General features: G+C 45.1%; 22 protein-coding genes. 3 read left to right on the forward strand and 19 right to left on the reverse strand.

Features of this window, described 5'->3' with window-relative positions; genetic code table 11:
- Positions 1-15 precede the first annotated feature (15 nt).
- The 5 genes from QY97_RS06590 to QY97_RS06610 form a co-directional block, all read right to left on the reverse strand.
- Positions 16-1,011: an aromatic acid exporter family protein gene (locus tag QY97_RS06590; RefSeq protein WP_039233676.1), complete on the reverse strand. Its 996-nt coding sequence runs from the start codon at positions 1,009-1,011 to the stop codon at positions 16-18.
- A gap of 81 nt (positions 1,012-1,092) precedes the next feature.
- Complete coding sequence (locus QY97_RS06595; protein WP_039233681.1) at positions 1,093-1,530, reverse strand: BrxA/BrxB family bacilliredoxin; 438 nt, start codon at positions 1,528-1,530, stop codon at positions 1,093-1,095.
- A gap of 203 nt (positions 1,531-1,733) precedes the next feature.
- Positions 1,734-2,828 (reverse strand): methylmalonyl Co-A mutase-associated GTPase MeaB, encoded by a 1,095-nt coding sequence (gene meaB / locus QY97_RS06600; RefSeq protein ID WP_039233683.1) that lies wholly within the window; start codon positions 2,826-2,828, stop codon positions 1,734-1,736.
- The gene (gene scpA, locus QY97_RS06605; protein WP_039233684.1) at positions 2,828-5,023 is read right to left on the reverse strand and encodes a methylmalonyl-CoA mutase; all 2,196 of its coding nucleotides are present in this window, start codon (positions 5,021-5,023) and stop codon (positions 2,828-2,830) included. Before scpA ends, meaB begins: the two co-directional genes overlap by 1 nt.
- Entirely contained in the window at positions 5,016-6,953 is a 1,938-nt protein-coding gene (locus tag QY97_RS06610; protein WP_039233685.1) for a methylmalonyl-CoA mutase family protein, read from the reverse strand. The genes scpA and QY97_RS06610 overlap by 8 nt, the downstream gene beginning before the upstream one ends.
- 233 nt (positions 6,954-7,186) lie before the next feature.
- Between QY97_RS06610 and QY97_RS06615 the strand changes: the two genes are divergently transcribed.
- Both QY97_RS06615 and QY97_RS06620 read left to right on the forward strand, forming a co-directional pair.
- Positions 7,187-8,047, forward strand: coding sequence for a DUF1002 domain-containing protein (locus QY97_RS06615; RefSeq protein WP_039233687.1), 861 nt, complete (start codon positions 7,187-7,189; stop codon positions 8,045-8,047).
- A 486-nt stretch (positions 8,048-8,533) separates the two neighbouring features.
- Positions 8,534-9,424, forward strand: a complete 891-nt coding sequence (locus tag QY97_RS06620; RefSeq protein ID WP_039233690.1) for a helix-turn-helix transcriptional regulator — start codon at positions 8,534-8,536, stop codon at positions 9,422-9,424.
- Between the two features lie 55 nt (positions 9,425-9,479).
- Here QY97_RS06620 and QY97_RS06625 read toward each other — a convergent pair whose 3' ends face one another.
- From QY97_RS06625 to QY97_RS06655, 7 genes are all read right to left on the reverse strand, one after another.
- Positions 9,480-10,766, reverse strand: coding sequence for a dihydrolipoamide acetyltransferase family protein (locus QY97_RS06625; RefSeq protein WP_039233692.1), 1,287 nt, complete (start codon positions 10,764-10,766; stop codon positions 9,480-9,482).
- Between the two features lie 27 nt (positions 10,767-10,793).
- Positions 10,794-11,777, reverse strand: coding sequence for an alpha-ketoacid dehydrogenase subunit beta (locus QY97_RS06630; protein ID WP_039233694.1), 984 nt, complete (start codon positions 11,775-11,777; stop codon positions 10,794-10,796).
- Between the two features lie 17 nt (positions 11,778-11,794).
- Positions 11,795-12,793, reverse strand: coding sequence for a thiamine pyrophosphate-dependent dehydrogenase E1 component subunit alpha (locus QY97_RS06635; protein ID WP_039233696.1), 999 nt, complete (start codon positions 12,791-12,793; stop codon positions 11,795-11,797).
- Between the two features lie 18 nt (positions 12,794-12,811).
- On the reverse strand, positions 12,812-14,236 hold the full coding sequence (lpdA, locus tag QY97_RS06640; RefSeq protein ID WP_039233699.1) for a dihydrolipoyl dehydrogenase: 1,425 nt from the start codon (positions 14,234-14,236) through the stop codon (positions 12,812-12,814).
- Between the two features lie 40 nt (positions 14,237-14,276).
- Positions 14,277-14,705, reverse strand: a complete 429-nt coding sequence (locus QY97_RS06645; RefSeq protein WP_157761885.1) for an acetate and sugar kinases/Hsc70/actin family protein — start codon at positions 14,703-14,705, stop codon at positions 14,277-14,279.
- A gap of 29 nt (positions 14,706-14,734) precedes the next feature.
- A complete protein-coding gene (gene bcd, locus QY97_RS06650; RefSeq protein ID WP_039233703.1) occupies positions 14,735-15,838 on the reverse strand; it encodes a branched-chain amino acid dehydrogenase in 1,104 nt (367 codons plus the stop codon).
- 151 nt (positions 15,839-15,989) lie between these two features.
- On the reverse strand, positions 15,990-18,050 hold the full coding sequence (locus QY97_RS06655; protein WP_039233705.1) for a sigma-54 interaction domain-containing protein: 2,061 nt from the start codon (positions 18,048-18,050) through the stop codon (positions 15,990-15,992).
- Between the two features lie 124 nt (positions 18,051-18,174).
- Between QY97_RS06655 and QY97_RS06660 the strand changes: the two genes are divergently transcribed.
- Positions 18,175-18,408 carry a DUF2627 domain-containing protein gene (locus QY97_RS06660; RefSeq protein WP_039233707.1) on the forward strand — a complete coding sequence of 78 codons (234 nt, stop codon included), beginning with the start codon at positions 18,175-18,177 and terminating at the stop codon, positions 18,406-18,408.
- Between the two features lie 90 nt (positions 18,409-18,498).
- On the opposite strand, the gene QY97_RS06665 is transcribed toward QY97_RS06660, so the two are convergent.
- From QY97_RS06665 to QY97_RS06695, 7 genes are all read right to left on the reverse strand, one after another.
- Positions 18,499-19,233: a glycerophosphodiester phosphodiesterase gene (locus QY97_RS06665; RefSeq protein WP_039233709.1), complete on the reverse strand. Its 735-nt coding sequence runs from the start codon at positions 19,231-19,233 to the stop codon at positions 18,499-18,501.
- 492 nt (positions 19,234-19,725) lie between these two features.
- The gene (gene spo0A / locus QY97_RS06670; RefSeq protein WP_039233710.1) at positions 19,726-20,517 is read right to left on the reverse strand and encodes a sporulation transcription factor Spo0A; all 792 of its coding nucleotides are present in this window, start codon (positions 20,515-20,517) and stop codon (positions 19,726-19,728) included.
- 187 nt (positions 20,518-20,704) lie between these two features.
- On the reverse strand, positions 20,705-21,913 hold the full coding sequence (spoIVB, locus tag QY97_RS06675; protein ID WP_232506255.1) for a SpoIVB peptidase: 1,209 nt from the start codon (positions 21,911-21,913) through the stop codon (positions 20,705-20,707).
- Between the two features lie 155 nt (positions 21,914-22,068).
- Complete coding sequence (locus QY97_RS06680; RefSeq protein ID WP_039233714.1) at positions 22,069-22,761, reverse strand: MgtC/SapB family protein; 693 nt, start codon at positions 22,759-22,761, stop codon at positions 22,069-22,071.
- A gap of 66 nt (positions 22,762-22,827) precedes the next feature.
- Positions 22,828-24,537 carry a DNA repair protein RecN gene (gene recN / locus QY97_RS06685; RefSeq protein ID WP_039233717.1) on the reverse strand — a complete coding sequence of 570 codons (1,710 nt, stop codon included), beginning with the start codon at positions 24,535-24,537 and terminating at the stop codon, positions 22,828-22,830.
- Positions 24,538-24,553: 16 nt separating this feature from the next.
- Entirely contained in the window at positions 24,554-25,003 is a 450-nt protein-coding gene (ahrC, locus tag QY97_RS06690) for a transcriptional regulator AhrC/ArgR (protein WP_039233719.1), read from the reverse strand.
- Positions 25,004-25,265: 262 nt separating this feature from the next.
- Positions 25,266-26,111: a TlyA family RNA methyltransferase gene (locus QY97_RS06695; RefSeq protein ID WP_039233721.1), complete on the reverse strand. Its 846-nt coding sequence runs from the start codon at positions 26,109-26,111 to the stop codon at positions 25,266-25,268.
- Between the last annotated feature and the right edge of the window lies 1 nt (position 26,112).

Genomic DNA, 26,112 nt, shown 5'->3' on the forward strand with positions numbered 1-26,112 from the left:
TTGAACGTTAAAACGTCATAGGCTTCTTTTTTTCTGTATTCTGTATTCTTTATTATTATCGGCCTTTAATCCCTTAAAGGAACTCTTAATGACCAGGTACTGTTCAATTTCTTTAATGAATTGGAAAAGTGCCGCTCTTGCTTCGAATTCCTCCGTTGTTTTCGGCAATCCCATCTGGTCGATCTCCTTCTTTAAGTCGTACAGCTTATGCAGATGAACAAACGCTGTATTTCCCGGGTGAACCCGTTCACTCAAAATATCCATAAAATCAGCAAGCACATGAGCAGCCTTGACTTGATAAGAAATGGAAGTGACTATTCCTAATATGCGCTCAATAATTTCGAACTGCTTTTCCCTCATGACGAAATAGTGGTAAAACAGCGTATCATCCCTTAACAGATGATTTTCCACGTTCCGGAAAGCGAGTGCTTTCCCTTCCTTTAAAAGCTTCTCTGTCTCAATGATTTCTTTGCCGTCCCATAGATGGTTCTGATCCCGTAAATATAAAGCAATTTCATGAAAAATCCCCGCAAATTTCTCCTCAATCTGTCTTTGAAATGTATATAGCTCTCTTTCCACGCTCGGCATATACAAATTCATAATGAGGGCGACAATAATACCGATCGTAATAATACCCAGCTCATTGAACACCAAATCCATTGTCATTTCCCCTGCGGAGAAAATATGCAAAATAATAACGCTGCTTGTTATAACTCCCTCTTTCACCCCGACGGTGACGAGCGTTGGAATGAAAAATAGGAGCAAAAGGCCGATCGTCACAGCATGATAACCAATCATTTCAAAAAACACAAAAGAAAAAGCAATTGCTATCAGACAAGCTAAAAAACGGCTCCAGGCAGCCCATAGAGATTTTTTCTTCGTTCGCTGAATGCACAGCAGAGTAATAATGCCAGCCGAAGCGAAATTATCAAACCCTATCCATTGAGCAATCATAATAGCTGATGCCATTCCGACAGCGCTTTTTATTGTTCTATATCCTATTCTATACATGTGCCTCCCCTAACTTTTGAGCCCAAAGACGTATCCGCACAAAAGAAACCTTGCCATCAGTATGACAAGGTTTCAGTTGGTTTATACTTCTTCGCAGTATTTATCAAAAGCATCCTGAAGCTTCTGCACCACTGACATTGGGTCGTGCCCTTCAATCTCATGGCGTTCCACCATAGTGCAAAGCTTGCCGTCTTTCAGCAGAGCAAAAGATGGTGAGGACGGTGGATAACCGACAAAATAGCTTCTCGCTTTAGCTGTTGCTTCCTTGTCCTGTCCAGCAAATACCGTGACGAGCTGATCTGGGCGCTTGTCAGTGTGGATAGCATGAGCTGCAGCCGGACGGGCAATCCCCCCTGCACAGCCGCATACAGAATTTACGAGTACTAAAGTTGTACCTTCTTTAGAAAACGCCTGCTCTACTTCCTCTGGCGTTTGTAGTTGCGTATATCCAGCAGCCGCAGCCTCTTCACGAGCTTGACGAACGACATCATTCATTAAAAAATTAAAATCGATACTCATCTTCTTCACTCCTTTTCCCTTGCATGTACCCTTATGATAAGCGAATCACCAAGTGTTTTCAAATAAACATACTTAATTTTTTTGAAGAATAAGGTTTTAAACGGTTTCATTTGGGAATACATATAATGCAACTAGATCCATACCCCTAAACTCCCTAGTTTAAGGCTGGTGCTCACAGAGCACCAGCCATTTTTTGTTTACCCTTATTTATATATGTTTGAAAACAGCTCTTCGACCGCCTGGGCCGGAGTGACCTCCCCGCTCATGGCCTGGGATTCCATACGAGTTAAATTCCCCTTCACATAAGGATGGTTATAAAAGTTGGTCCTGAGCTGTTCGGTGATCAATGTGTGCAGCCATTCTCTTGTCTGCAGCTGCCGGCGCTCTTCAAATACACCGCTGGCCTTTGTTTTCTCTTCAAACTCTTGAATTGTCTCCCAAAGCTCAGGAATGCCGGTTCTTTCAATTGCCGAGCAGGTAAAGGCCTTCGATTCCCATCCCTTTGTGGCTGGCTGCAGCATATGAAGAACTTGATTAAATTCCCTCTTTGTTTTCTCAGCCAGCTTTTTATTCGCACCATCTGCTTTGTTCACGACGATGGCATCCGCCAACTCCATGATTCCTTTCTTCATCCCTTGAAGCTCATCTCCTGCTCCTGTTAGTACGATAAGCAGGAAGAAATCCACCATGCTGCGGACGATAAATTCACTCTGTCCAACGCCCACCGTTTCAATTAAGATCACATCGAAGCCAGCTGCTTCACATATAAGCATGGTTTCTCTTGTCTTACGGTGAACACCTCCCAGTGTGCCGCTTGACGGCGATGGCCGAATGAACGCATTCGGATGCTTGGCCAGCTGTTCCATACGCGTCTTATCTCCAAGAATACTGCCGCCCGAGATAGAGGAGCTTGGATCAATGGCCAGCACAGCCACTTTTAACCCTCTGTCGCACAGCATATGCCCGAATGACTCAATGAATGTACTCTTTCCAGCCCCTGGCACACCTGTGATGCCGATACGGATCGCCTTCCCTGTATGAGGCAGGAGCTGCTGAAGCAGCTCCTGCCCATAGTCATAATGACGTTGTAAATTACTTTCAATAAAAGTAATCGCTTTGGCGAGGTCATTGCGGCCGCCTGCCTGCACTTTCTCAGCTAACTCGTGAACATCCGGCAAATCCTCTGCTTTTTTGCGGAATCGCTTCCGCTTTGAAGACGCAAAGCCATCATGGGAGGAAGAGATTCCCTTCATTACATGCATAGCAGATTCGTTAGATGGATGCTCCTTCTTATCCATTACTCTTCCACTTCCTCGTAGCCTAGGTTCTGATAAATGACTTCTAGAATTTTCTGTGCAGAAACCGGGATAACCGTTCCAGGTCCAAAAATAGCAGCTACACCCGCATTTCGCAGAAACTCGTAATCTTGAGCAGGAATAACTCCGCCAGCAAAGACAACGATATCCTCTCTTCCCAGCTTCTTCAGCTCTTCGATCAAGGCTGGAAGCAATGTCTTGTGACCGGCTGCAAGTGAGCTGACACCGATGGCGTGGACATCGTTCTCAACTGCCTGGCGTGCAGTCTCTTCCGGTGTTTGGAACAGCGGGCCGATATCTACGTCAAAGCCCAAATCGGCGTAGGCAGTAGCCACTACTTTAACTCCCCGGTCATGGCCATCTTGCCCCATTTTAGCCATTAGCAAGCGAGGACGGCGTCCCTCCTGTTCGCTGAATTCAGCTGTCATTTGTTTGACCTCTTGAATCTCTTCCTCGTTGGAGAAGTGAGAGCTGTACACGCCGCTCACAGAACGAATAACGGCTTTATGTCTGCCGCTTACAGTTTCAACGGCATCGGAAATCTCCCCAAGTGTCGCTCTTTCTCTTGCTGCATTTACCGCAAGAGCAAGGAGGTTGCCTTCTCCTGTTTCCGCAGCTTTTGTAATTTCGCTAAGCGCTGCCTTGACGTTTTCTTCATTTCGAGAAGCTTTCATCTGTTCCAAGCGCTCAATCTGCTTTAAGCGAACAGCCGTGTTATCGATATTCAGAATATCAATTGGTTCTTCCTTCTCAAGGCGGTAACGATTTACCCCAATAATAGTCTCTTTGCCAGAATCAATCTGTGCCTGACGTCTAGTTGCCGCCTCTTCAATGCGCATTTTAGGAAGGCCGGTTTCAATTGCTTTAGTCATGCCTCCAAGCGACTCAATCTCTTCAATGTGCTCCCATGCACGCTCCATTAGCTCATTTGTCAATGTTTCTACGTAATAAGAGCCTGCCCATGGGTCAATCACGTTTGTAACGCCTGTCTCTTCCTGTAAGTACAGCTGGGTATTGCGTGCGATACGCGCAGAGAAATCCGTCGGTAAAGCAATCGCCTCATCCAGCGCATTTGTATGAAGAGACTGTGTGTGTCCCATCGCCGCTGCATGCGCTTCAATCAATGTACGAGTTACATTGTTAAATGGATCTTGCTCCGTTAAGCTCCAGCCGGACGTTTGGGAATGCGTACGTAAAGCCATAGACTTTGTATTCTTCGGTTCAAAAGACTTCATAAGCTGTGCCCAGATACGACGCCCTGCTCTCATCTTCGCTACTTCCATAAAATAGTTCATGCCGATTGCCCAGAAGAAAGATAAACGCGGCGCAAAGGAATCAATGTCAATACCGGCTTTTAAACCAGTACGTACATACTCCAAGCCATCTGCAAGCGTGTAAGCCAGCTCCAAGTCTGCCGGCGCTCCCGCCTCCTGCATATGGTAGCCCGAAATACTGATGCTGTTAAACCTCGGCATATTTTGAGAAGTGTATTCAAAAATATCAGCGATAATGCGCATAGATACTTCCGGCGGGTAAATATACGTATTGCGCACCATGTATTCTTTCAAGATATCGTTTTGGATTGTGCCGGCAAGCTTCTCCGGAGAAACCCCCTGCTCTTCCGCTGTGACAATGTAAAAAGCCATAACCGGCAGCACGGCGCCGTTCATCGTCATTGATACAGACATTTGATCAAGTGGAATGCCGTCGAATAAAATCTTCATGTCTTCCACAGAATCAATTGCTACCCCTGCTTTTCCTACGTCTCCTACTACACGCGGATGATCGGAATCATAGCCGCGGTGAGTCGGCAGGTCAAAGGCAACTGACAGTCCCTTCTGGCCCATTGCTAAATTCCGCCGGTAAAACGCATTACTTTCCTCTGCTGTAGAGAACCCTGCATATTGACGAACTGTCCATGGACGGTTTACGTACATCGTCGGGTAAGGGCCCCGCGTATACGGAGGCACACCTGGAAGATCCTGCAGATGCTCTAAATCTGCTGTATCTTCTTTTGTATAAAGAGGCTGCAGCTGAATGTTTTCATTCGTCTCAAATGACAGCTTCTCATAGGATTCTTTCACTGTCTCCTCTACAGACTTCTTCCACTCCTGCAGTGTCTCATTTTTCTTTTCCGTACGCTCGGGAGTGAACTGCTTGAAATTCGGTTTACTCATGTGCTGACTCTCCTTCCAAAAGATCAAGCAAATTAGCTAGCTTTTCTAAAATGTTCTGTCCGGCATAAATAGAGCCATTTAATCCTGATTGAGTCCAAGCCGATTGCGCTTCCTCAGGTAAGCGGCCTGCAAGGTCTACTGTCACGTTCTCTTTTGATTGCTTGATCGCTTCTGCAAGCTGCGGGCCGAATTGTTCATACGAGGCATCGGCGCCGCAAATGCAGTAATAAGGAAGGCTGCTGTCTTTCACAAATTGAACGGCTTCCTCTACCGTATGACACTCACCGCTTGTCTTTGCTGAAATGCCGCCAACCGCCAGCATACCGGTAACAAAATCTGCACGCGGCTTGAAATCCTTTAATTTTCCGAGACAGATCAGACCGGCCGCTACATCCTTCCCATCCGCACGAAGCGCTTCCGCTCTTGCACGCAGTCTTTCATAAGGCTCAGCCAGCCGCTCGGCTTTAACAGGAATGATTTCAGCTCCGCTATCCTGCACGTGGAGCTCCGCTGCAGATACGTCACCCTCTACAGATTGAATCACTTCATCAAAGGAAGAGACGGACTTGCTAGCCAGCAGGACTTCAGGCACTGGTGCTGATGTTGGAGCAGGTTCATTGATATCAGCATACACATTTGTACCGATCATCGATTTTTTGCGAAGAGCTAAATCTGTTTTTCTCTTCTCTAGTACAGCTGCTAGTTCTTTTTGAAGAACTCCGTCTTTCAGTACAGCAAGAATGCCTCCTGCCTCCTCGATATCCGTGAAATAGCCCCACGCTTTTTGACTGAGCTCTGATGTTAAGGTTTCTATGTAATACGATCCGCCTGCTGGGTCAATCACTTTATCTACATGTGATTCATTTTGCAGAATCAACGGGATGTTTCTCGCAATCCGCTCACCAAGCGGGGATGGCTGTCCATTTACCTGGTCAAATGAAGTCACTTGCAGGAACTCCACTCCACCCAGCAATGCAGAGAATGCTTCACTTCCCGTGCGCAGTATATTTACATGACGGTCCAGCCGGGATAGAGTAAAAGCGGAAGTTTCAGCCCCAACAGTGACTTTGACGCTGTCCCCTGCCAGCCCGTATGCTTCACATAAAGCGGTCCATGCTTTGCGGAATGCGCGCAACTTCGCTAGTTCCATAAAGAACTGAGAACCGATCGCGAAGTGAATATGCATCTTCTCTACTATTTCAGCTGGCGTCCATCCCTCTTCTTTAAAGAGCTCGATATAAAATACCGCTTCCGCCAGAGCAATAGAGATTTCCTGATAAGCATTCGCTCCTGCTGCCTGATACGGTGCTGTATCGATACGAATGGTTTTTAATTGAGGAAGCGCTTCTTTCATTTGGCTGATTGCTTCTATGTATAAGTTAAGTATATTTTTATCCGGCACTAATCCTTTTTGGGCGTATAATGATACGATATCCGTGCCGGCAGCTCCGCTGACCTTTTGTTCTCTCTTCTTCAATAAAAAGGCAGCAAAAGCTAGAAAATGGTCTTTCATGTCTATGTATAATGGCTGTTCATCTAATGGCAATTCTGAGAAATCACCATACGTCATACGGGCGGATACTTCCCCGCTAAATGATAAGGCTGTCTGTCCTGCTTTCATCGCCGTGGAGATTTTCTCCTGCAGCTGAGCTGGCGAATCTGCTGTTAGGGAATGGGCATTTCTCCAAGGCTTTTCCATATAACCGCCTTTTAAAAAGCCTCTCCTATAATCTGGTTCCCCTGGATACTGTGCAGCATCGCCGTCTTCTACATCCTCCGCACGGTAAAGCGGTTTCAAAGAGATCTCCTCATATGTAGCCGTATGAAGCGCTTCGAGCGGCTTTCCTTTTAAGGAAGCTTCAGCTGTCTTCTTCCACTCTTCCAAACTGACCTTGGAAAACGGCTGTTTTTTCATTTCTTGAACTTCCATGCACTCTCCTCCTTCATTTCTATTTCTAATTGAAGCCCGCGTGAAAAAGATTCTAAATTTTCTACCGGCTCATTTTTATTTTATCTCAACCTTTTCTATCAATCAATGACAACCTGACAGAAAGAATCGAACCTTCTCTCGTTCTCCTGCAGCCAGCCGTGAAAAAATTCCCATAACATGCTATGCTATCCTTACCTTCATTATTGAAGGAAACTGAATGGGGAGAGAATGAAATGAAAAAAATCTTCGCATGGTTAGGAATCTTGTTTCTAAGCTTTGTGACGGCCGCACAAGCAGACAGCGCGGTTGGTGATGTGATCGTGACGCTTGGAGAAGATTTATCACCTGCACAAAAAGAACAGCTCTTAAGCGAGATGGGTGTACCTGATAACGTAACGACTGTTACCGTCTCGAATGCGGAAGAACATCAATATTTAGGAGAATATATACCAAAAGCGCAAATCGGTTCACGAGCGATTTCATCAAGCAAAATTACGATGGCAGAGCAGGGTTCCGGGTTAAACGTAGAAACGAATAACATTACCTGGGTATCTAAAGGGATGTATACAAATGCATTATCAACTGCCGGCGTAAAAGATGCTGAGATTTACATCACAGCTCCTTTCGAGGTATCCGGTACAGCTGCTTTAACTGGTTTGATTAAAGCGTATGAAACCTCTACAGGTGAAAATATTCCGGAGGAACAAAAGCAAGTAGCAAACGAAGAAATGGTAACAACAGCTAAGCTTGGAGATGAAATAGGAGAACAGGAGGCCACCCAGCTTATTGAGCGTATCAAGGAAGAAGTGGCTCAGCAAAACCCACAGACCATCCAGGATATTAAGGTAATTATTAACAATGTATCTAATGAGTTAAATATCCAGCTGACTGACGAACAAACGAATCAACTGTCTGAACTATTTAATAAGATGAAAGAGCTAAATATTGACTGGGAACAGGTAAACAGCCAAATTGATCAGGCAAAAGAGAAATGGAACGAGTTCAAGAACTCTGAAGAAGGAAAAAGCATTTTACAGTCCATCATTGACTTCCTGCAGTCCATCGTTGACTCCATTGCAGGATTGTTTAAATAAGAGAAAAGGGCTCGGAATGGTCTCATTCCGGACCCTTTTTCGGCTTTTTACTAGTGTTGACCCTATTTATAAAAAAGACTGGACCTTGCCAAGTCCAGTTGGCCATTTTCTTAAGATTCATGGCAGCAAAAGTAAGTATCGCCTGCATGGACTATTTTTTAAGTCTCCTTAGTGAACTTAATTACTCTTGTTGATTGGAATGGAAGACGCGCAGACTCCTGCGGGATCAGCGGGACAGGTGAGACCCCGCAAAGCGCAGCTTGAGGAGGCTCACCGCCCGCCCCGCGGAAAGCGAAGCGTCTGGAGTGGAAATCAACACGCTTACAGGCAAAAATAAAAAGACTGTAGACGCTCGATTTCCATCGAGTTTGTCTACAAACTAAGGCTGCCACTCATCAAGTGGCAGCCTTTTCCTATAAGATAGCAAAAAAAGTCAAGAATTCGTTTTCTTCTTCCTTTATGATTTTATTAAAGGGGGGCTTAACGATGAATGATCCATCTTTTTTACAAAGTACACTCGAGTTCATTGAAGAACATCTAACAGAAAAGTTACCATTGAGCAGGCTGGCGGGTCACGCCGGCTTCTCCGCTTACCACTTCCATCGTGTCTTCCAAAAGGAAGCAGGAATGACAGCGGCGGATTACATTCGTTCCAGGCGGCTGGCGCTTGCTTCTGCCTTGCTTCTCTATTCAGAAGAATCAATCATGGATATTGCTTTAGAGCTCCATTTCAGCTCCCAGGAATCCTTTACGCGCGCCTTCAAAAAAGTATACCGGCTTCCCCCTGGAAAGTATCGAAAGCTAATGACTAACATGTTAACAAATGAAGGAGGAGATCTTATGACAAATCAGCAGACGAATGGATGGTTCCTCAGCGGCAGTCATCCGTTCCATTATGAGATGGGTACAGATACAAAGGTAGTTCATCAAGGGCGCTGTTCGGGCTACTTAAAGTCAAAAACCGTTCAGGATGAAGGAACCTTTGCAACAATGATGCAGCAGTTTAAATCAGAAAAATACAAGGGAAAACGCGTAAAGCTTTCTGCTTTTTTAAAGACTGAGAATGCAGCTCATTTTGCCGGTATGTGGATGAGAGTGGATGATGCAGCAGGAGATATGCTTCAATTCGATAACATGAGTAACCGGCCGCTGTCAGGAACAATGAATTGGAATAAGCACTCCATTGTCCTTGATGTTCCTCAACACAGTGCCGCCATCTCTTTTGGGGTTCTACTTTCCGGACAAGGACAAATCTGGGCCGACGGCTTTGCATTTGAAGAGGTTGACCAGACGGTGCCTGTTACACATTTAGAGACCGAGGGTGTGCTGAATGATGAACCCGTTAATTTATCCTTCGAAGAAGGTCTCAGCCTTTAAAGAAACTGAGAACATAAATGAAGCTGACCTGAACAGAAGCGGTCAGCTTTTCATATTAGTAGACAGATGTGTCCTCAGAAATATTCTCTAGAATCTCCTTCACCCGCTGTAAAAAGCGGCCGCAAATTAGTCCATCCAGCACCCGGTGATCCATAGACAGGCAAACATTGACCATATCCCGGACAGCAATCATGCCATTCGCCATGACAACCGGCCGCTTGACAATGGTTTCGATTTGCAAAATAGCCGCCTGTGGATAATTGATGATGCCCATTGACTGGACAGAACCGAATGCACCGGTATTATTGACAGTGAAGGTGCCTCCTTGTATGTCCTCTGCCTTCAAATTGCCTGAACGAGCTTTCTCTGCCAAGTCATAAATTTCCCGCGCAATACCCTTGATCGACTTTTCATCCGCATGCTTAATAACCGGAACAAATAAAGCCTCCTCGGCAGCTACCGCTATCGACAAGTGAATGTCCTTCTTTTGAATAATGGAGTCTCCTGCCCACATGGCATTGATTTGCGGATATTCCTTCAATGCTTGAGCGACTGCTTTCACAAAGAAAGCAAAGTAGGTTAACGGAAAGCCTTCTTTTTTCTTAAACTCCTCCTTCAATGCATTTCGGCGAGCAACTAATCCCGTGACATCTACTTCCGCCATCATCCATGCATGCGGTATTTCCTGCTTGGATTGTACCATGTTATTCGCAATCGTTCTGCGCAGACCCGTGACCGGGATGACTTCGTCTCCTGGCGCAGGTGAGGCAGAAGGCTTTTTCTGCTGCCTCTTTGGAAATGGAGCGCTGGCAGCAGAAGCTGCTGCTTCCTCTTCAGGCTGTACAGTCATTTGCTGTACCGGTGCGGCTTGCTTCTTCGGCAGACCGCCGGATTCGATCGCCTCCATCACATCTTTACGGGTAATCCGCCCGCCTCGTCCTGATCCGCTCATTTGTGTTAAATCAATGTTATGCTCGCGTGCCAGCTTTCTTACAGCTGGAGAATAACGGATTTTACTCTGTTTCCCTGCCTTTTCCGTTTCTGATGGAACCGTCTGTTCCTGTATATCTGGTGCACCTGCCCTCTCTTCCGAATCCGCTTCTTCAACTTCCATAAGACAAATAACCTCTCCTACTCCGAGCGTATCCCCTTCCTGAGCGATTAATTCTTTCATTATACCGGTGAAGGAAGAAGGCACCTCTGCATTAACTTTGTCTGTCATCACTTCAGCAATCGGCTCATATTTCTTTACATGTGCACCTGCTTCTACGAGCCATTTGCTAATCGTTCCCTCTGTAACGCTTTCACCCAGCTGGGGCATGGTTACTTGTTTAATGGCCACAAATATCCTCCTTTCTGTCCCTTCCCATCAAAATTCCGCTAATTCGCGCATGGCCTTCTCTACTTTATCCGGGTTTACCATGAAGAACTTTTCCATCGTCGGTGAATAAGGCATCGCTGGTACGTCAGGTCCGGCCAGTCTCTTAATAGGTGCATCCAGATCGAATAAACAATGTTCGGCAATAATGGCTGAAACCTCGCTCATGATGCTTCCTTCTTTATTATCTTCTGTTATTAAAAGAACTTTGCCTGTTTTCTTCACTGCTTCACAAACCGCTTCTTTATCCAGCGGGTATACCGTGCGCAAATCTAGCACTTCTGTTTCAATTCCGTCCTTTGCGAGCCTTTCTGCCGCCTGCAAGGCAAAATGGACACACAACCCGTACGTAATCACTGTAATGTCCTCACCTTTTCGTTTTACATCTGCCCGGCCGATTGGAAGCACGTAATCGCCATCCGGCACTTCTCCTTTAATGAGACGGTAAGCCCGCTTATGTTCGAAAAATAATACCGGATCGTCATCCCGGATCGCTGCCTTCAGCAATCCCTTCGCATCATAAGGAGTAGAAGGCATGACAATTTTCAACCCCGGCTGGTTGGCAAAAACCGCTTCTACCGATTGTGAATGATACAATGCGCCGTGTATTCCTCCGCCATACGGTGCCCGAATAACGATCGGACAGTTCCAGTCGTTATTTGAGCGGTAGCGTATACGCGCTGCTTCTGAAATAATCTGATTTACCGCCGGCATGATGAAATCTGCGAATTGCATCTCTGCAATCGGACGCATACCATACATGGCTGCTCCAATGCCCACACCTGCTATCGCTGACTCTGCAAGCGGGGTATCAATAACCCTTGCCTCGCCGAACTGATCATACAGCCCTTGCGTTGCTTTAAACACTCCGCCTTTTTTGCCCACATCTTCTCCGAGCACAAAAACCTTCGAGTCCCTTTCCATTTCCTCTCGCATGGCCATTGTAATGGCATTAATATAAGAAACAACCGGCACTTCGTTCTCCTCCTCTCTTATTGCTCTTCTGCATATACGTGGGTTAATGCATCTTCCGGCTTTGCGTAAGGAGCACTTTCTGCGTATTCTGTTGCTTCGTCTACCTGCCTCGTTATTTCAGCATCGATCGCTTTTTCCATCTTCTCATCCATCGCTCCTGTATCCTTCAAATAAGCTTTGAAAGTGAGAATAGGATCGTTGCTCTTCGCCTGCTCTACTTCTTCTCGCGAGCGGTAAGCCCGGTCATCATCGTCTGAGGAATGAGCGGTTAACCGGTACGTAATCGTTTCAATCAGAGTTGGCCCTTCTCCTCTTCGGGCCCTTTCAGCCGCTTCCTTTACATATTTATATACCTCAATCGGATCATTTCCATTAATCGTGAATCCCGGCATTCCATACCCTTGGGCCCGGTCTGACACCTTTTCACATGCTAATTGCTTTTCAACAGGAACGGAAATAGCGTATTTATTATTTTCACACATGAAGATGACAGGCAGCTTATGCACGCCCGCAAAGTTAGCGCCCTCATGAAAATCGCCCTGGTTGGAGGAACCCTCTCCAAATGTCACAAAAGTGACTAAATCCTTTTTCTCCATCTTCCCTGCTAAAGCAATACCTACAGCATGGGGAACTTGCGTTGTTACCGGTGAAGAACCTGTAACAATACGGTTTTTCTTCTGCCCGAAATGCCCCGGCATCTGCCGGCCGCCTGAGTTCGGATCCTCTGCCTTGGCAAACCCTGAAAGCATAATATCGGCAGCTGTCATGCCAAATGACAGCACGACTCCCATGTCCCTGTAGTAAGGCAGCACATAGTCCTTGCTTCTATCAAGAGCAAAAGCAGCTCCCACCTGGGCAGCCTCCTGGCCCTGACAGGAAATAACGAAAGGAATTTGACCTGAACGATTTAACAGCCACATCCGCTCATCCAGCCGACGAGCAAGAAGCATGGTTTTGTACATCTCCACTGCTGTTTCATCACTTAAACCTATGCTTTTATGACGGTTTTCAGTCATAACGATTACCTCCTCCTGTTATATATGAATCGCCCGTCCTTCTACAGCTAAAGCAGCTTCTCCAATGGCTTCACTGAGAGTGGGATGTGGATGAATCATACGGCCGATCTCCCAGCTAGCCGCGTCCAGCAGCTTAGCAAGGCCCGCTTCTGAGATCATATCTGTTACATGCGGCCCGATCATATGAACACCAAGTACATCATCCGTCTTCTGATCAGCTATAATTTTGACAAACCCTTCGCTCTGCCCGTATACGAGCGCCTTTCCTGCTGCACTGAAAGGAAACTTCCCAACCTTTACCTCATAGCCTTGTTTTTCAGCTCCCTTCTCCGTCAGCCCTACACTAGCGATTTCGGGATTTGAATAAATACAGCAGCTTACGGTCGTGTAATCGATAGGCTCTGTTTCTCTTCCAGCCAGGTGGGAAACAGCGGTCATCCCTTCATGAGCGGCTACATGAGCCAGCTGCATGCCGCCGATTACATCTCCAACGGCATAAATATGCGATTCCTTCGTCTGGTAAAATTCATTTGTTTGAATGAACCCTTTATTAAGCTCAATTTCTGTATTTTCAAGTCCCATCTTCTCCACATTAGCCTGGCGGCCGACTGAGACAAGTATTTTCTCTGCTTGAAACTCTTCCCGCTCCCCGTGGACTTCTGCCTGAACAGATACGGACCCTGTCTTCCTTTTTAGCGTTTCAGGCAAGACTTTAGCATTAGTAATGATATTTACGCCCCGCTTTTCTAAAAGGCGTGCCATTTCCTTCGATATATCTTCATCCTCCAGGGGGAGAATACGCTCAGCAAACTCTAAAATGGTGACCTTCGCTCCGAAATCACACAGCATAGAGGCCCATTCTATCCCGATTACTCCCCCGCCCACGATAAGAATTGAATCAGGAATATTCTGAATTTCCAATGCTTCATCAGATGATAAAACCTGCTTTCCATCAATGTCTAGTCCCGGGAGCGTACGGGGGTGAGAGCCGGTTGCTATAATCACATTTTTAGGCACAAGCATTTTGTTCTCTGTTCCATCATTCATCTCTACCGAAATCGTTCCCGGCATCGGCGAAAAGATGGAAGGGCCTAATATCCGTCCAGTTCCTTCATACACGTCAATCCTGCCCTTTTTAATTAGCCTCTTTACCCCTTCATAAAGCGTCGCGATGATAGATTGCTTCCTTTCCTGCACCTTTCCAAAATTAAATGCGGCTTCCGAAGCCATCACGCCAAATATTTCACTATTCTTAACCGTCTGAAACACCTCAGCGCTTCTGAGTAAGGCCTTAGACGGTATACAGCCTTTATGAAGGCATGTGCCGCCCAGCTTTTCTCTTTCAACAAGAGCCGTTTTCAATCCAAGCTGTGCCGCCTGGATCGCTGATACATATCCGCCGGATCCGCCACCGAGAATTACTACATCATATTCCTCTGCCATGTGCTCTCCTCCTCTTCTCCTTTTGGCTTCATTTATCTTCTTACACTCTATTTTTCATCATGAATTGTGCATGTGCTGCTAAATAAAGCAAGTAAGGGTCACCAGGATAATCATTTCTTTCTCCCGGCATATGCGGCATCTGCTCGGCAGGGATAAAATACACCGGAATGTTCAATTGCTGGGAAATATACGCGGCCATGTCTATCGCTTGAGCGGCCAAAGGTTCAGACCTGCTGCTTTCCTTTTGTTCTGTGCCCGGTACACAAACAGCTTCAAGCCTTGACAGGTTGATTCCCTCCTCATCAAGATACGCCAATATATCCCTGCTGATGAGAGGGCGGTTGGCTGACAGGCAGGCTTCAACTTGAAAAATTTGTTCAAAAATAGCCGTTTGGCCATCAAATATACCTGTGCTTACGGTGTTTTTGGCTGCATACATTACGAGTATCCTACTATGTTTAGTTTGCAAGGCCGCCCTCTCCTTTACGTATTTGATTTTTAGAAATGCTTACGCCGAGATAAAACATGGTGGCTATCTAGCAAAAATTGATTTCTAGACGCGCTCATTTTTTGAATGCGTTCCTCAGCCATCCGGTCAGCCGCCTGATAAGTTGGTATGTTATCACGCCTAGAAATTTCAATCGTTCTTTCGATGCTACTGTAGATCTGTTCTACCTTCTTCATTGCGCGGTCCCGGTCATATCCTTTCAGCTCGTCAGCTACATTGATCACTCCACCTGCATTAATCACGTAGTCAGGCGCATAAAGAATTCCACGCTCGTGCAATTCATCGCCATCGCTGTTTTCCTTCAGCTGGTTATTCGCGGACCCTGCTACCACTTTGGCTTTCAGCTGCGGAATAGTCGTTGAATTAATAATAGCTCCCAGCGCACACGGGGCGAAAATATCAGCCTGCACACTATAAATGTCCGACGGGTCCACCGCTTCAGCTCCGAACTCATCGACAGCCCTTTGAACAGCCTCTTTATTAATATCAGTTACAATCAGCTTTGCGCCTTCATTGTGCAGGTGGCGGCATAGATGGTAAGCTACATTTCCCACTCCCTGCACGGCAACGGTTATTCCCTTTAATGAATCTGTACCGAATGCTTCTTTTGAAGCCGCCTTCATGCCAACAAAGCAGCCATAAGCGGTAATAGGAGAAGGATTGCCTGAGGAGCCAAATGCTGGAGAAATGCCGGTGACGTAATCTGTTTCCTCATGAATAATGTCCATATCTTCTACGCTGGTCCCTACATCCTCCGCAGTAATATAACGGCCATTCAACCCTTGGATATAGCGGCCGAATGCCCTAAACATCTCTTCATTTTTGTCCTTGCGCGGATCACCGATAATCACCGCTTTCCCACCGCCAAGGTTGAGCCCGGCAGCTGCATTTTTATATGTCATGCCTCTTGCCAGGCGGAGAGCATCCTCAATCGCTGCTTCCTCTGAATCATACGTCCACATTCTTGTTCCCCCGAGAGCCGGGCCTAGTGTTGTATCATGAATAGCTATTACAGCCTGTAGCCCCGAAGCCTCATCCTGGCAAAATACTAATTGTTCGTAGTCATAGTTCTTCATATATTTGAAAATCTCCATCACGGATCCTCCTCGCTGAATGATTCGATGAAATAAATGGCTTTGCTATTTACAAGCAAGTAACATGCCAATCCTATTCTTTGATTTTTCACTTATTTTTCAGAAAATTGTCTGCAATTTCTTTCTTACTATGCAACACTTTGCAGGCATATTATTGCAAATTATATTTTCCCAGCTTATAGTACAAGCTCCTAACTGAAATATTTAAGTCTTTTGCTGTGGCTGTTTTGTTCCCTTGATTCCTTGCTAAAGCGGTCTTGAGGATTTGCTCTTCATATTCATCCATGAGCTGCTGTAAAGAGGTGCCTTTATGAAAGGCTTCTAGAGGGCGTGCTTGATCGTTCTGTCTTTGTTCACCTTCCTGTCCATGCAGCAAGGATAACGCATGAGCATCAATCAGCTTATCGCTGTAGCTGAGAAAAATCATCGCTCTTCCTAACACATTTTCCAATTCACGAACATTTCCCGGCCATGAATAGTTCATCAGTATCTCCATTGCTTCAGGAGTTAAGCCTTCAACACTCCTCCCATAATCCTGATTAATCTTAGCAATGAGCCGTTCGCATAGCAGTGGAATGTCTTCCTTCCGATTACGCAGAGGTGGGATCTGTATAGGCATGCGGTTCAGGCGGTAATATAAATCCTCACGGAATGCTCCCTCCGCCATTGCCTTCTCCAAATTTACATTCGTCGCGGCGATGACACGAACATTTACATCAATTGCCTTCGTACCTCCTACCCTGACAATCTCCTGCTCCTGAAGTACCCGTAACAGCTTAGCCTGCATACTGGCATTCAATTCACCGATTTCATCTAAAAATATACTGCCATTGTGAGCCTCCTCAAACAGCCCCCTCTTTCCACCGCGCCTAGCCCCTGAAAAAGCACCATCTTCATAGCCGAACAATTCACTTTCTAATAAAGATTCAGACAGCGCCGCACAATTTACGCGGACGAACTTATTGTAGCGCCGGCTGCTGGCATTATGGATAGCATGTGCAAACAATTCCTTGCCTGTGCCTGATTCTCCTCGTAGCAGCACTGTTGCAGGGGTATTGGCGCCGGCTTTCGCCTGTTCCACCGCTATTTTCATCTCATCCGAATCGCCGATAATTTCTTCAAACGTATACTTTGCTTCCAGCGTTCTAATGATTTGTCTGGCACGGTCCAACTGTTTAGTAAGGGTCTGAATTTCGGTCAAGTCATGAATAACCCCTACACTGCCCTTCAGCTTATCATCCACAATAATAGGGGCGACGTTTACGACTACTTCCTTTTTCTTCGGACCTACATACATCTTCACTCCGCGTACAGGCTTCTTGCTGGCCAGTACTTGTAAGTGCACACTTTCTCCCTCTGAAATATCAATTGTTGCCGGCTTGCCAATCACCTCTTCCTTGCTGAGGCCAGTCAGCCTGGTGTAGGCTGGGTTAATCATCAATCCTCTTCCCTGCTCATCAACAACCGATATAGCATCATCGCTGGAGGAAATAATCGCTTCGAGCATAGTCTGTATTTCTTTTAAGTTAGTGACTTCTTTTGCCAGCTCAACCACCTTAGTAATGTCGCGAAACAAGGCTAGAGCACCAATTACTTCTTCTTCCTCCGTTACCATTGGGAAACGAGACACAATAATGGCCGCTCCTTCTGACAGTTTATGCTCCCGGTTGAATTCTGCCTTTCTCGATTGAAGGACCTCCGGCAGCCGGCTATATGGAATGATCTCTGTAATCGGCTGACCAAGAGCCTGATCCTTCGAAATTCCTAACATGCGTGCAGCGCTTTCATTAAATAAGATAATCCTTTCCTCGCGGTCGATAACGACCATTCCTTCATCGATCGACTCAAAGATAGTACGATACTGATAAGACTGATGCCTAAGCTGTTTAATCAGTGTTTCTTTTTGCAGAAGAAGCTGGGACAGCAAATAAGCAATGGAACCCGGGATTACAACTGCTTCGGGCACCTGCTTTCGAATCTCATAGAATACTTGGCTATCACCCGTCACTTCAATAATGAGATCAGGCTTTCGACTGATGAAGTCTCTCCAATCCCTGCCCGTTTCTATATGACAGCTTTTGGCAAGATGGAGAGCTGGCGCTTGCTCATTAACATCAGTGATGGCCATTACTTGTAACACCTGGCTGTCTCTCAGGATCTTTAATATAGATAAACCGCCTTGCCCGCCCCCCACAATTAGCGCTGTTTGCATCTATCTCCCTCCTTTTCGCTGCCTTTATACTCTTTATATTACCAGTTTATAAGACTTGGTCATACTTGACAAATTTAACAGGTAGGATATCATTTTCATGTATAAACCTTTAAGGAGCAATTCAATGATTCGACTTGTGGCATTATTAATATTAGTCATTCCCGGCATCCTGGCGATGCTTGGCATTAAGCTGATGCGGGATATGTTATTTGGAATCTTACAATCTCCTTTTCCATTTTTGTGGCTCCAGTTTATCGTCGGCCTGCTGTTATTCCTCGGAGGTCTAGGGTTCATTGGGGGGTTCCTTTTCCGGCGTGACCAGCGAAACAACAAAGTACAGGATCGCTTTAAAAAATAAAGGCTTCTCGCATGTCGGTTATGCCAACACGCGAGAAGCCTTTATTTTTTATCTATGGAAAGTTTACTTTATTTCTTGCCCGGCTGATTTCTATTGATTTCTCAAACCCTGCCTAATGGCTAAAGCTGTTTGTGGGTCATCGGTAAAAATGGCTGAGCAGCCTTTTTCCATGAATCGTTTCATTTGCTTTGTTTTATTCACAGTGTAAGGGCGAATCGATAAACCTGCGCTGAGCGTCTCCTCAATAACCCCGTCCTTCACCGTTCGAATGTTAGGATGGATCGCCTGTGCCCGGATGGCTTCTGCATACTTCCACGGCATATATAGATGCGAGGAGTATAGAACAGCCGTCTCTATATCCGGTGCAATCTGACGCATGCGGGTAAGGGAATAGTGGTTAAAAGATGAAATGATCACCCGTTCCTCATAGTTAAACTGACGGATAAGAGCAAGAACCTTCTCCTCTATGCCTTCATAATCAAATTCATTATTTTTCAACTCGACATTACAGATTAACTCATTGCCTGTCATCCATTCAAATACATCCTCAAGCAACGGAAGGCCGGTATCAACTGTCACATTAGGAAATTTGCGGTTAGCCTGGAGACGAGCTAGGTCTTTCCACTCCCAATCCTTTACAAACCCGCGTCCATTAGTTGTTCTTTCCAGCTTTTCATCGTGAATAACAACGAGGCGTCCATCCTTCGTCAGCTGAACATCCAGTTCAATGCCATCCGCTCCCACTCTTTCTGCTGCTTTAAAAGCCGACATCGTGTTTTCAGGCGCAGCAGCCGAGAAGCCTCGATGAGCAAAAATAGCCGTCATCTGTACACACCCTTTGAACATACTTTTCCTTGCAAAGATAATAAAAGCTGGCCGATTGATGACTCCTTGCCCTTTCAATAAGTTATATGATCCCATTTTTCATTTATTTACGGCCATGGGAATAAATTTAGGGCTCAAAACCAATTCTCAAGCTCTATTTTAGCATCTATATGAACGAATAAAAAGCTGTCAACCATACGGCAAATTCCGCTTTCATCTGCCTGCTGTTCAGCTTTCCTGAAACTTTTTAAAAAAACTCCCTTGTTTGCATGTATGTATTGACTAATATAAACATCCCTTTTTTGAATTTTTCACATAATGAATTTAAAAAAATATGCTTTAACTGTTAGCTTCCATTTCATCACACAGCAAAAGGCCAATGAATCGCTTACATTCATTGGCCTTTAAGCAATGATTTTATTGATTGAGCATAGACTTTTCAGTACAACTAATAAGAATTAGCTGCCGTTATTTATATTATTCCTTACCCTTTCAAGAAGCCTTATGCTCCAGTCTTAATTTGTCTGCCACCATCGCGATGAATTCAGAGTTCGTCGGCTTCGCTTTCGTCATAGAAACGGTGTAGCCAAACAAGCTGGAAATGGAGTCGATATTTCCACGGCTCCATGCAACTTCGATCGCGTGACGGATAGCCCGCTCTACACGGCTCGCTGTTGTATTATATTTCTTCGCAATGTCCGGATATAATACTTTCGTGATCGAACCAAGCAATTCAATATCGTTGTATACCATGGAAATAGCTTCACGCAAGTACATATACCCTTTAATGTGCGCTGGCACCCCAATCTCATGAATGATATTTGTAATGCTTGCATCCAGGTTCACTGCTTTTCTTTCCACTGGCTTCCCTGCGCCCTGGAAAGAATGCTGGGCAAAAGAGCGGCCCTTTCCGCTTACCTGGCGGATATGATTGAAGAGACTTTCTATATCAAACGGCTTTAGCATAAAATATGAAGCACCGAGTTCTACGGCTTTCTTCGTTACATCTTCCTGTCCAAAGGCTGTCAGCATAATAACACTTGGCACTGGATCAAGAGACAAGTCTCGCATTTTCTCAAGCACAGCCAATCCGTCTACATGCGGCATGATAATATCTAAAATTAATACATCTGGCTTAGCTTCCGTCAGCATTTGCAGACATTCTTGCCCGTTATTCGCCTTCCCTGCAACTTCCATATCCTCTTGAGAAGAGATATACTCCTCCATCATTTTCACCAGGTCTAAATTATCGTCTACAATCGCCACTCTAATTTTGTCTGCCATTTTATATTCCTCCCACTTTTCGTCCGTGTTATTCCTATTGTACACCTATTGTAATAACTTTTTCGACAAGGGGAAATGATTTCCTTCAAAATTTAATAATATATATTTTCTTCGTCGGTATCTCTATATTTTCGACAAAATTCTCATGGTTTTCTACATAAAAAAACAAGCGGGAATCCCCGCTTGTTCAGCTGGCCTTTTGCTCAGCAGCTCCGTCTAGTGAAATGCCTGCTTCATTCAGCATCCACTCGATATGGACGCCATACCCGCTTGTCGGGTCATTCACGAATACATGCGTTACTGCTCCGATAACTTTTCCATTTTGAATAATTGGGCTGCCGCTCATCCCTTGCACAATGCCGCCTGTTTTTTCCAGCAGCTTTTTATCTGTAATTTTGATGACCATGCCTTTTGTTGCTGGATGTTTTTGAGGAATCGTGCTGACAACCTCTACGTCATAAGACTCAACTTTGTTTTCATTCACAACGGTTAATATCTTGGCAGGTCCTTCTTTCACTTCATGAGATAAAGCAACTGGATAAGATTTTTTATCCATATCTTTCGGGAGAGGTGAGCTCAATTGGCCAAAGATGCCGAAAGCGCTGTTTTTTGTAATATTTCCGAGCCCTTTCCGATCAGCTGAAAATTGAGCCAGCTTCTCTCCAGGGTTGCCATTGCGCCCCTTCTCAATAGATGTAACTGTAGAATTGACAATTTCTCCATCCTGGGCCACAATGGGCTTTCTTGTATCTGCGTCTGCAATGACATGACCAAGCGCCCCGTATTTCATCGAATTTGGTTCATAAAATGTTAATGTTCCGATACCGGTAGCCGAATCACGGATGTAGAGCCCTAATTTATAAGAAGGCTCATCCTTTCCTTTTAAAGGGTGAAGCTTCGTTTCAATTTCTTCTTTATTACGTTTAATCGTAATATCCAGCGATTCATTCGCTTCACCTGCTTCTTGAACAAGCGGACTGATATCTTGAGTTCGCTCCACTTTCTTGCCGTTTACTTTTGTAATAATATCTCCAATGCGGATATCCGCCTTTTCACCGGGGGATTGCTGGCCATCGCCTGTTTCAATTAAATGATGCCCAACAACAAGCACCCCGACTGTGTTAAGCTTAATACCAATTGACTGACCACCCGGAATCACTCGAATCGTATTCGATTCTGTTTTCTTCTCTTTACTCGCCGTTAAACCGGCTAGTTGCAAAAGCGTATCTGATTGATCCGTTGCGTCGTGCGAAAAAGCAAGTACGTCCTCTTTTTCGGGACTTTTTATGCTCTCTGCATGAGCTTGACTTATAAAAAGAGGAATCATTAAACACAATAGTAAGGAAACAAGGAGAATTCCACCAGTTATTATGCGACGATTTGCATATTTGCTCAAACTTTTCACTCTCCTCGCTTCTAGGTAAGCCTAAACTGCCGGCTATTAATACTTTCTCCTTGAAGCGGGCCATTTATTACGAAAAAGCTGCCCTGAGTTGGGGGCTGCTGACATGGAAAAACAAGAAAAAACAGCCCTTCTTTAACAGGCTGTTTTTACAATGCTTCCATTTCAACGCTAATAACATGATCAATTTGCTTTAGCTGATAATATACATCCGTGGTGTACAGCTTTTCATTGACCAATACCTGCAGATCCATCTGGATATGGTCACTGTCCTTTATGTCTTTCACCCGGACTTTATATGCCTTCATTCCTTTTTGCTTCATCTGTTTTAAAATATCAGTCATCTTCTCCTCATTATCCACAACGACCTTTACCTTCAACTGCTTTTCCGTTAAGGTTTTCGGTCCAATCCATTTAATGATGATGGGGAAAAGCTCCACGCTGATGATCATTAAACAAGTTGAAATAATGGCCTCCATCCAAAAACCGGCTCCACAGGCAATTCCGATGGCGCCCGCTCCCCAGACAATGGCCGCTGTCGTCAAGCCAGAAATAATATCATTATTTCTGCGCAAAATAACACCAGCCCCAATGAAACCAATACCCGAAACGATTTGCGCCGCCAGCCGAAGAGGATCCATTGGTTTCTCATACGCCACAGCATAATGATCGGCCGCATCAATGGATACGTCTGTTAGTAAGCAGCTCATAATACCAATAACGACACAAGTTTTTAGGCCAAGCGGCTTTTTCTTAATTTCCCGCTCCAGTCCAATCACCATCGATAAAACGGTAGCGATGGCTAAATTAAAAATAAAATCAATTACCCCAACAGATATCATTCCCCTTCTCCTTCCGCTCGCAGACCAATATGTGATTAGAAAAAAGCCGCTTTAAACAGCAGCTTTTTAGCTTATTTTCAAGGAAGCAGCCAAATCCAGCAATTCCTTCGCATGCTGCTTCGTCAAATCTGTCATCTCTACACCGGAGATCATGCGTCCAATCTCTCTTACCTTTTCTTCATCCTCTAAAGGCTTCACGTTGGTTTTTGTCCGTTCATTCTCCATATGTTTGGAAATGTATAAATGCGTATCCGCCATGGCTGCTACCTGAGGCAAGTGAGAAATACAAAGCACTTGTGAGTGTACAGCTACTTCATATATCTTCTCGCCAATGGATTGAGCCACACGGCCGCTGACGCCGGTATCCACTTCATCAAAAATAATAGAGGTAATGCCTTGATGCTTAGAGAAGATGGTCTTAAGCGCCAGCATAATCCGAGACAGCTCTCCTCCGGAAGCTACCTTTGATAACGGCTTTAACGGCTCACCAGGGTTGGTGGAAATATAAAATTCCACATCATCAAGCCCATCTTTTCTGAATGCCTTTATTCCTCCCCCTGCCTGGTCCGCGGTTTCCTTAAACCGAATCTCAAATACCGTCTTATCCATATACAGCTGCTTTAATTCATGGTGAATGGCTTTTGTCAGCTTCTTCGCTGCCTTCTTCCTCCAATCACTTAGCTGACGGCCTTCTAACAGCAAGTCCTTTTCATAAGCAGCCAGCTCTTTCGTCAGCTTTTCTATGTGGGTCTCCCGATTCGTCAATGTGTCGATTTCCTCTTCGATCTTCGCGCTGTACTCCAGTACCTCTTCAATGGAGCTTCCGTATTTGCGTTTAAGCTGATTGATTTCCGTAAGCCTTGCTTCGATCACATTCAGCCGGTTTGGATCAAACTCCAGCCCGTCCAGTCCTGAACTTAGATGCCGGGCTGCATCTTCTAAAGCATAAAAGCTGTCGGATACCGTTTCGTAAATAGCCTTATAGGATTCATCCACCTCTGCCGCTGTCTCAAGCTGGGTCATCGCAAGACTGAGATAATCTAATCCTCTGCCTTCTCCGGAAAGAGCACTCCTGCTGCTCTGTACCGCTTCATATAGCTTCTCAAAGTTGCTCAGCTTTCTCTTTTCTTCAGTTAATTCATTGTCTTCATTCAGCTGAAGCTCTGCTCTCTGAATTTCAGAAAGCTGAAATTGGAGCAAATCAAGCCGGTGAGCCACTTGCTGTTCGTTTTCACTAAGCTGGCGAATGGTTTTTGCTGTCTGATCGTACCTTTTATACACCTCTAAATAGCTTTCTTTCGCTTTTAGCACTTCATCCCCGCCAAATTGATCTAACAAATTTAAGTGCCGGCTGGCATCCATCAGCTCCTGATGCTCATGCTGCCCATGTATGTCTACGAGGGCTGAACCGATTTCGCGCAAAATAGCAATCGTTACCAGCTTTCCATTTACACGGCAGACGCTTTTTCCATTTGTAGATATTTCCCGGCGAATGATGACTGTTTCTTCCTCCACATCAATCCCAAACTGTTGTGCCTTCTCCAAACATGGATGATCTGCACTTTCAATCTGGAACAACCCTTCAATCTCTGCCTTCTTCTCTCCGTGCCGGACAAATTCAGCGGAGCCCCGCCCGCCGACGAGGAGATGTACAGCATCAATAATAATCGACTTCCCCGCCCCCGTCTCACCAGTGAGCACTGTCAGCCCCTTCTCAAGCGATAAATGAAGCTCCTCTATAATAGCAAAATTTCGTATGGATAATTCCTGTAGCAAAATTCATTCACCTCAATTAAAGCATTTCTAAAAAGCGGTCTGAAACGATCGTTGTATGCTCCGGTGCCCGGCAAATAATCAGGCAGGTATCATCCCCGCAAATCGTTCCCATGATCTCCTCCCAGTCCAGATTATCAATTAAGGCGCCGACTGCTTGGGCGTTTCCCGGGAGTGTCTTCATAACAACGAAATGACCGGCAGCATCAATGCTGACGAACGCATCCATGAGGGAACGTTTCAGCTTTTGAAGCGGATTAAACCGCTGGTCGGCCGGTAAACTGTATTTATAACGTCCATCTAAAAGAGGAACCTTTACTAAATGAAGCTCTTTAATGTCCCTTGATACAGTTGCTTGTGTGACATTGTAGCCTAGATTTTTCAGCCGTTCTACTAATTCATCCTGTGTCTCTATCTCATTGTTTGTAATAATTTCTCTAATTTTAATATGGCGTTGGCCTTTATTCATGTTTTTCACCTCATAAAACGTATAAATATACCTTCTTATACATTAGTTTATCTTATTTATTTCCTTATGTATAGGAAAGTAGAACAAACTAATAAAAAACTCGTCTGTTGCATACTCATCAGTTTAAGATGAAGAAGGCGGCCGCATTTCGTGAATAATAAACAAAAGACCAAATCGCATATGATTTGGTCTTCAAATGAATTACTTTTCGCTGTCTCTTCGGAAGGCAATCTCATTTCCTAGAGCCGATTTCATGTATTGGTTAGTTATTGGGCTTTTTGGATTGTTTTAACTCTGCATGGGCTGACTGGACAACCTCTTCCACAGTAGTGTGAAGATAATTCTCTCCTTGTTCATCATGGTCAGCCGGAGAAACTAAATGAATTAAAAACTCAATATTTCCATCTCCGCCTGTAATTGGCGAAAATGATAAATTTCTCACATCGTATCCTAGGCTAAGAGAGAGGTGTATGATCTTTTCAATGACTTCTTTATGAATAGCCGGATCTCTAATAATCCCTTTCTTTCCGACCTGCTCCTTTCCAGCTTCAAATTGCGGCTTGATCAAGGCCACTACATCGCTGTTGGGTATAAGCAGCGTTTTCAGTACAGGAAGGATAAGAGATAAGGAAATAAACGATACATCAATCGTTGCGAACGCCGGAAGGCCTTCTGTTAAGTCCTCGGGTTTCACATAGCGGAAGTTCGTCCGTTCCATGACAATCACACGTTCATCCTTACGCAGTTTCCACGCCAGCTGGTTATAGCCGACGTCAACAGCATAGGAACGCTCAGCACCATTTTGGAGGGCGCAGTCGGTGAACCCTCCAGTAGAGGAGCCGATATCAATCATGATTTTACCTTTTACTTCCAAATCAAAGGTATTTAGTGCCTTTTCCAGCTTAAGGCCTCCACGGCTTACATAAGGCATAACCTTGCCCTTGACCTGGAGTGGAGCGTCGGCTGGAACCTTTTCTCCTGGTTTATCCAGACGCTCTTCATTCGAATAGACAAGCCCTGCCATAATCGCACGCTTTGCCTTTTCCCTTGTCTCGATCAGTCCTCTCTCTACGAGCAGGACATCCACACGTTCTTTCTTCGCCTTCATA

Origin of the sequence: Bacillus thermotolerans, from assembly GCF_000812025.2 — a bacterium.
In the GTDB taxonomy this organism is placed as follows: domain Bacteria; phylum Bacillota; class Bacilli; order Bacillales; family Domibacillaceae; genus Quasibacillus; species Quasibacillus thermotolerans.

Excerpts from the sequence above, each read along its gene's own strand:
- QY97_RS06590 (WP_039233676.1), bottom strand. The coding sequence starts at position 1,011 with ATGTATAGAATAGGATATAGAACAATAAAAAGCGCTGTCGGAATGGCA.
- QY97_RS06655 (WP_039233705.1), bottom strand. The coding sequence starts at position 18,050 with ATGCAAACAGCGCTAATTGTGGGGGGCGGGCAAGGCGGTTTATCTATA.
- QY97_RS06660 (WP_039233707.1), top strand. The coding sequence starts at position 18,175 with ATGATTCGACTTGTGGCATTATTAATATTAGTCATTCCCGGCATCCTG.
- lpdA (WP_039233699.1), bottom strand. The coding sequence starts at position 14,236 with ATGGCAGAGGAATATGATGTAGTAATTCTCGGTGGCGGATCCGGCGGA.
- bcd (WP_039233703.1), bottom strand. The coding sequence starts at position 15,838 with ATGGAGATTTTCAAATATATGAAGAACTATGACTACGAACAATTAGTA.
- QY97_RS06595 (WP_039233681.1), bottom strand. The coding sequence starts at position 1,530 with ATGAGTATCGATTTTAATTTTTTAATGAATGATGTCGTTCGTCAAGCT.
- ahrC (WP_039233719.1), bottom strand. The coding sequence starts at position 25,003 with ATGAATAAAGGCCAACGCCATATTAAAATTAGAGAAATTATTACAAAC.
- scpA (WP_039233684.1), bottom strand. The coding sequence starts at position 5,023 with ATGAGTAAACCGAATTTCAAGCAGTTCACTCCCGAGCGTACGGAAAAG.
- QY97_RS06695 (WP_039233721.1), bottom strand. The coding sequence starts at position 26,111 with ATGAAGGCGAAGAAAGAACGTGTGGATGTCCTGCTCGTAGAGAGAGGA.
- QY97_RS06635 (WP_039233696.1), bottom strand. The coding sequence starts at position 12,793 with ATGACTGAAAACCGTCATAAAAGCATAGGTTTAAGTGATGAAACAGCA.
- QY97_RS06615 (WP_039233687.1), top strand. The coding sequence starts at position 7,187 with ATGAAAAAAATCTTCGCATGGTTAGGAATCTTGTTTCTAAGCTTTGTG.
- QY97_RS06610 (WP_039233685.1), bottom strand. The coding sequence starts at position 6,953 with ATGGAAGTTCAAGAAATGAAAAAACAGCCGTTTTCCAAGGTCAGTTTG.
- QY97_RS06620 (WP_039233690.1), top strand. The coding sequence starts at position 8,534 with ATGAATGATCCATCTTTTTTACAAAGTACACTCGAGTTCATTGAAGAA.
- meaB (WP_039233683.1), bottom strand. The coding sequence starts at position 2,828 with ATGGATAAGAAGGAGCATCCATCTAACGAATCTGCTATGCATGTAATG.
- QY97_RS06665 (WP_039233709.1), bottom strand. The coding sequence starts at position 19,233 with ATGACGGCTATTTTTGCTCATCGAGGCTTCTCGGCTGCTGCGCCTGAA.
- spo0A (WP_039233710.1), bottom strand. The coding sequence starts at position 20,517 with ATGGCAGACAAAATTAGAGTGGCGATTGTAGACGATAATTTAGACCTG.
- QY97_RS06680 (WP_039233714.1), bottom strand. The coding sequence starts at position 22,761 with ATGATATCTGTTGGGGTAATTGATTTTATTTTTAATTTAGCCATCGCT.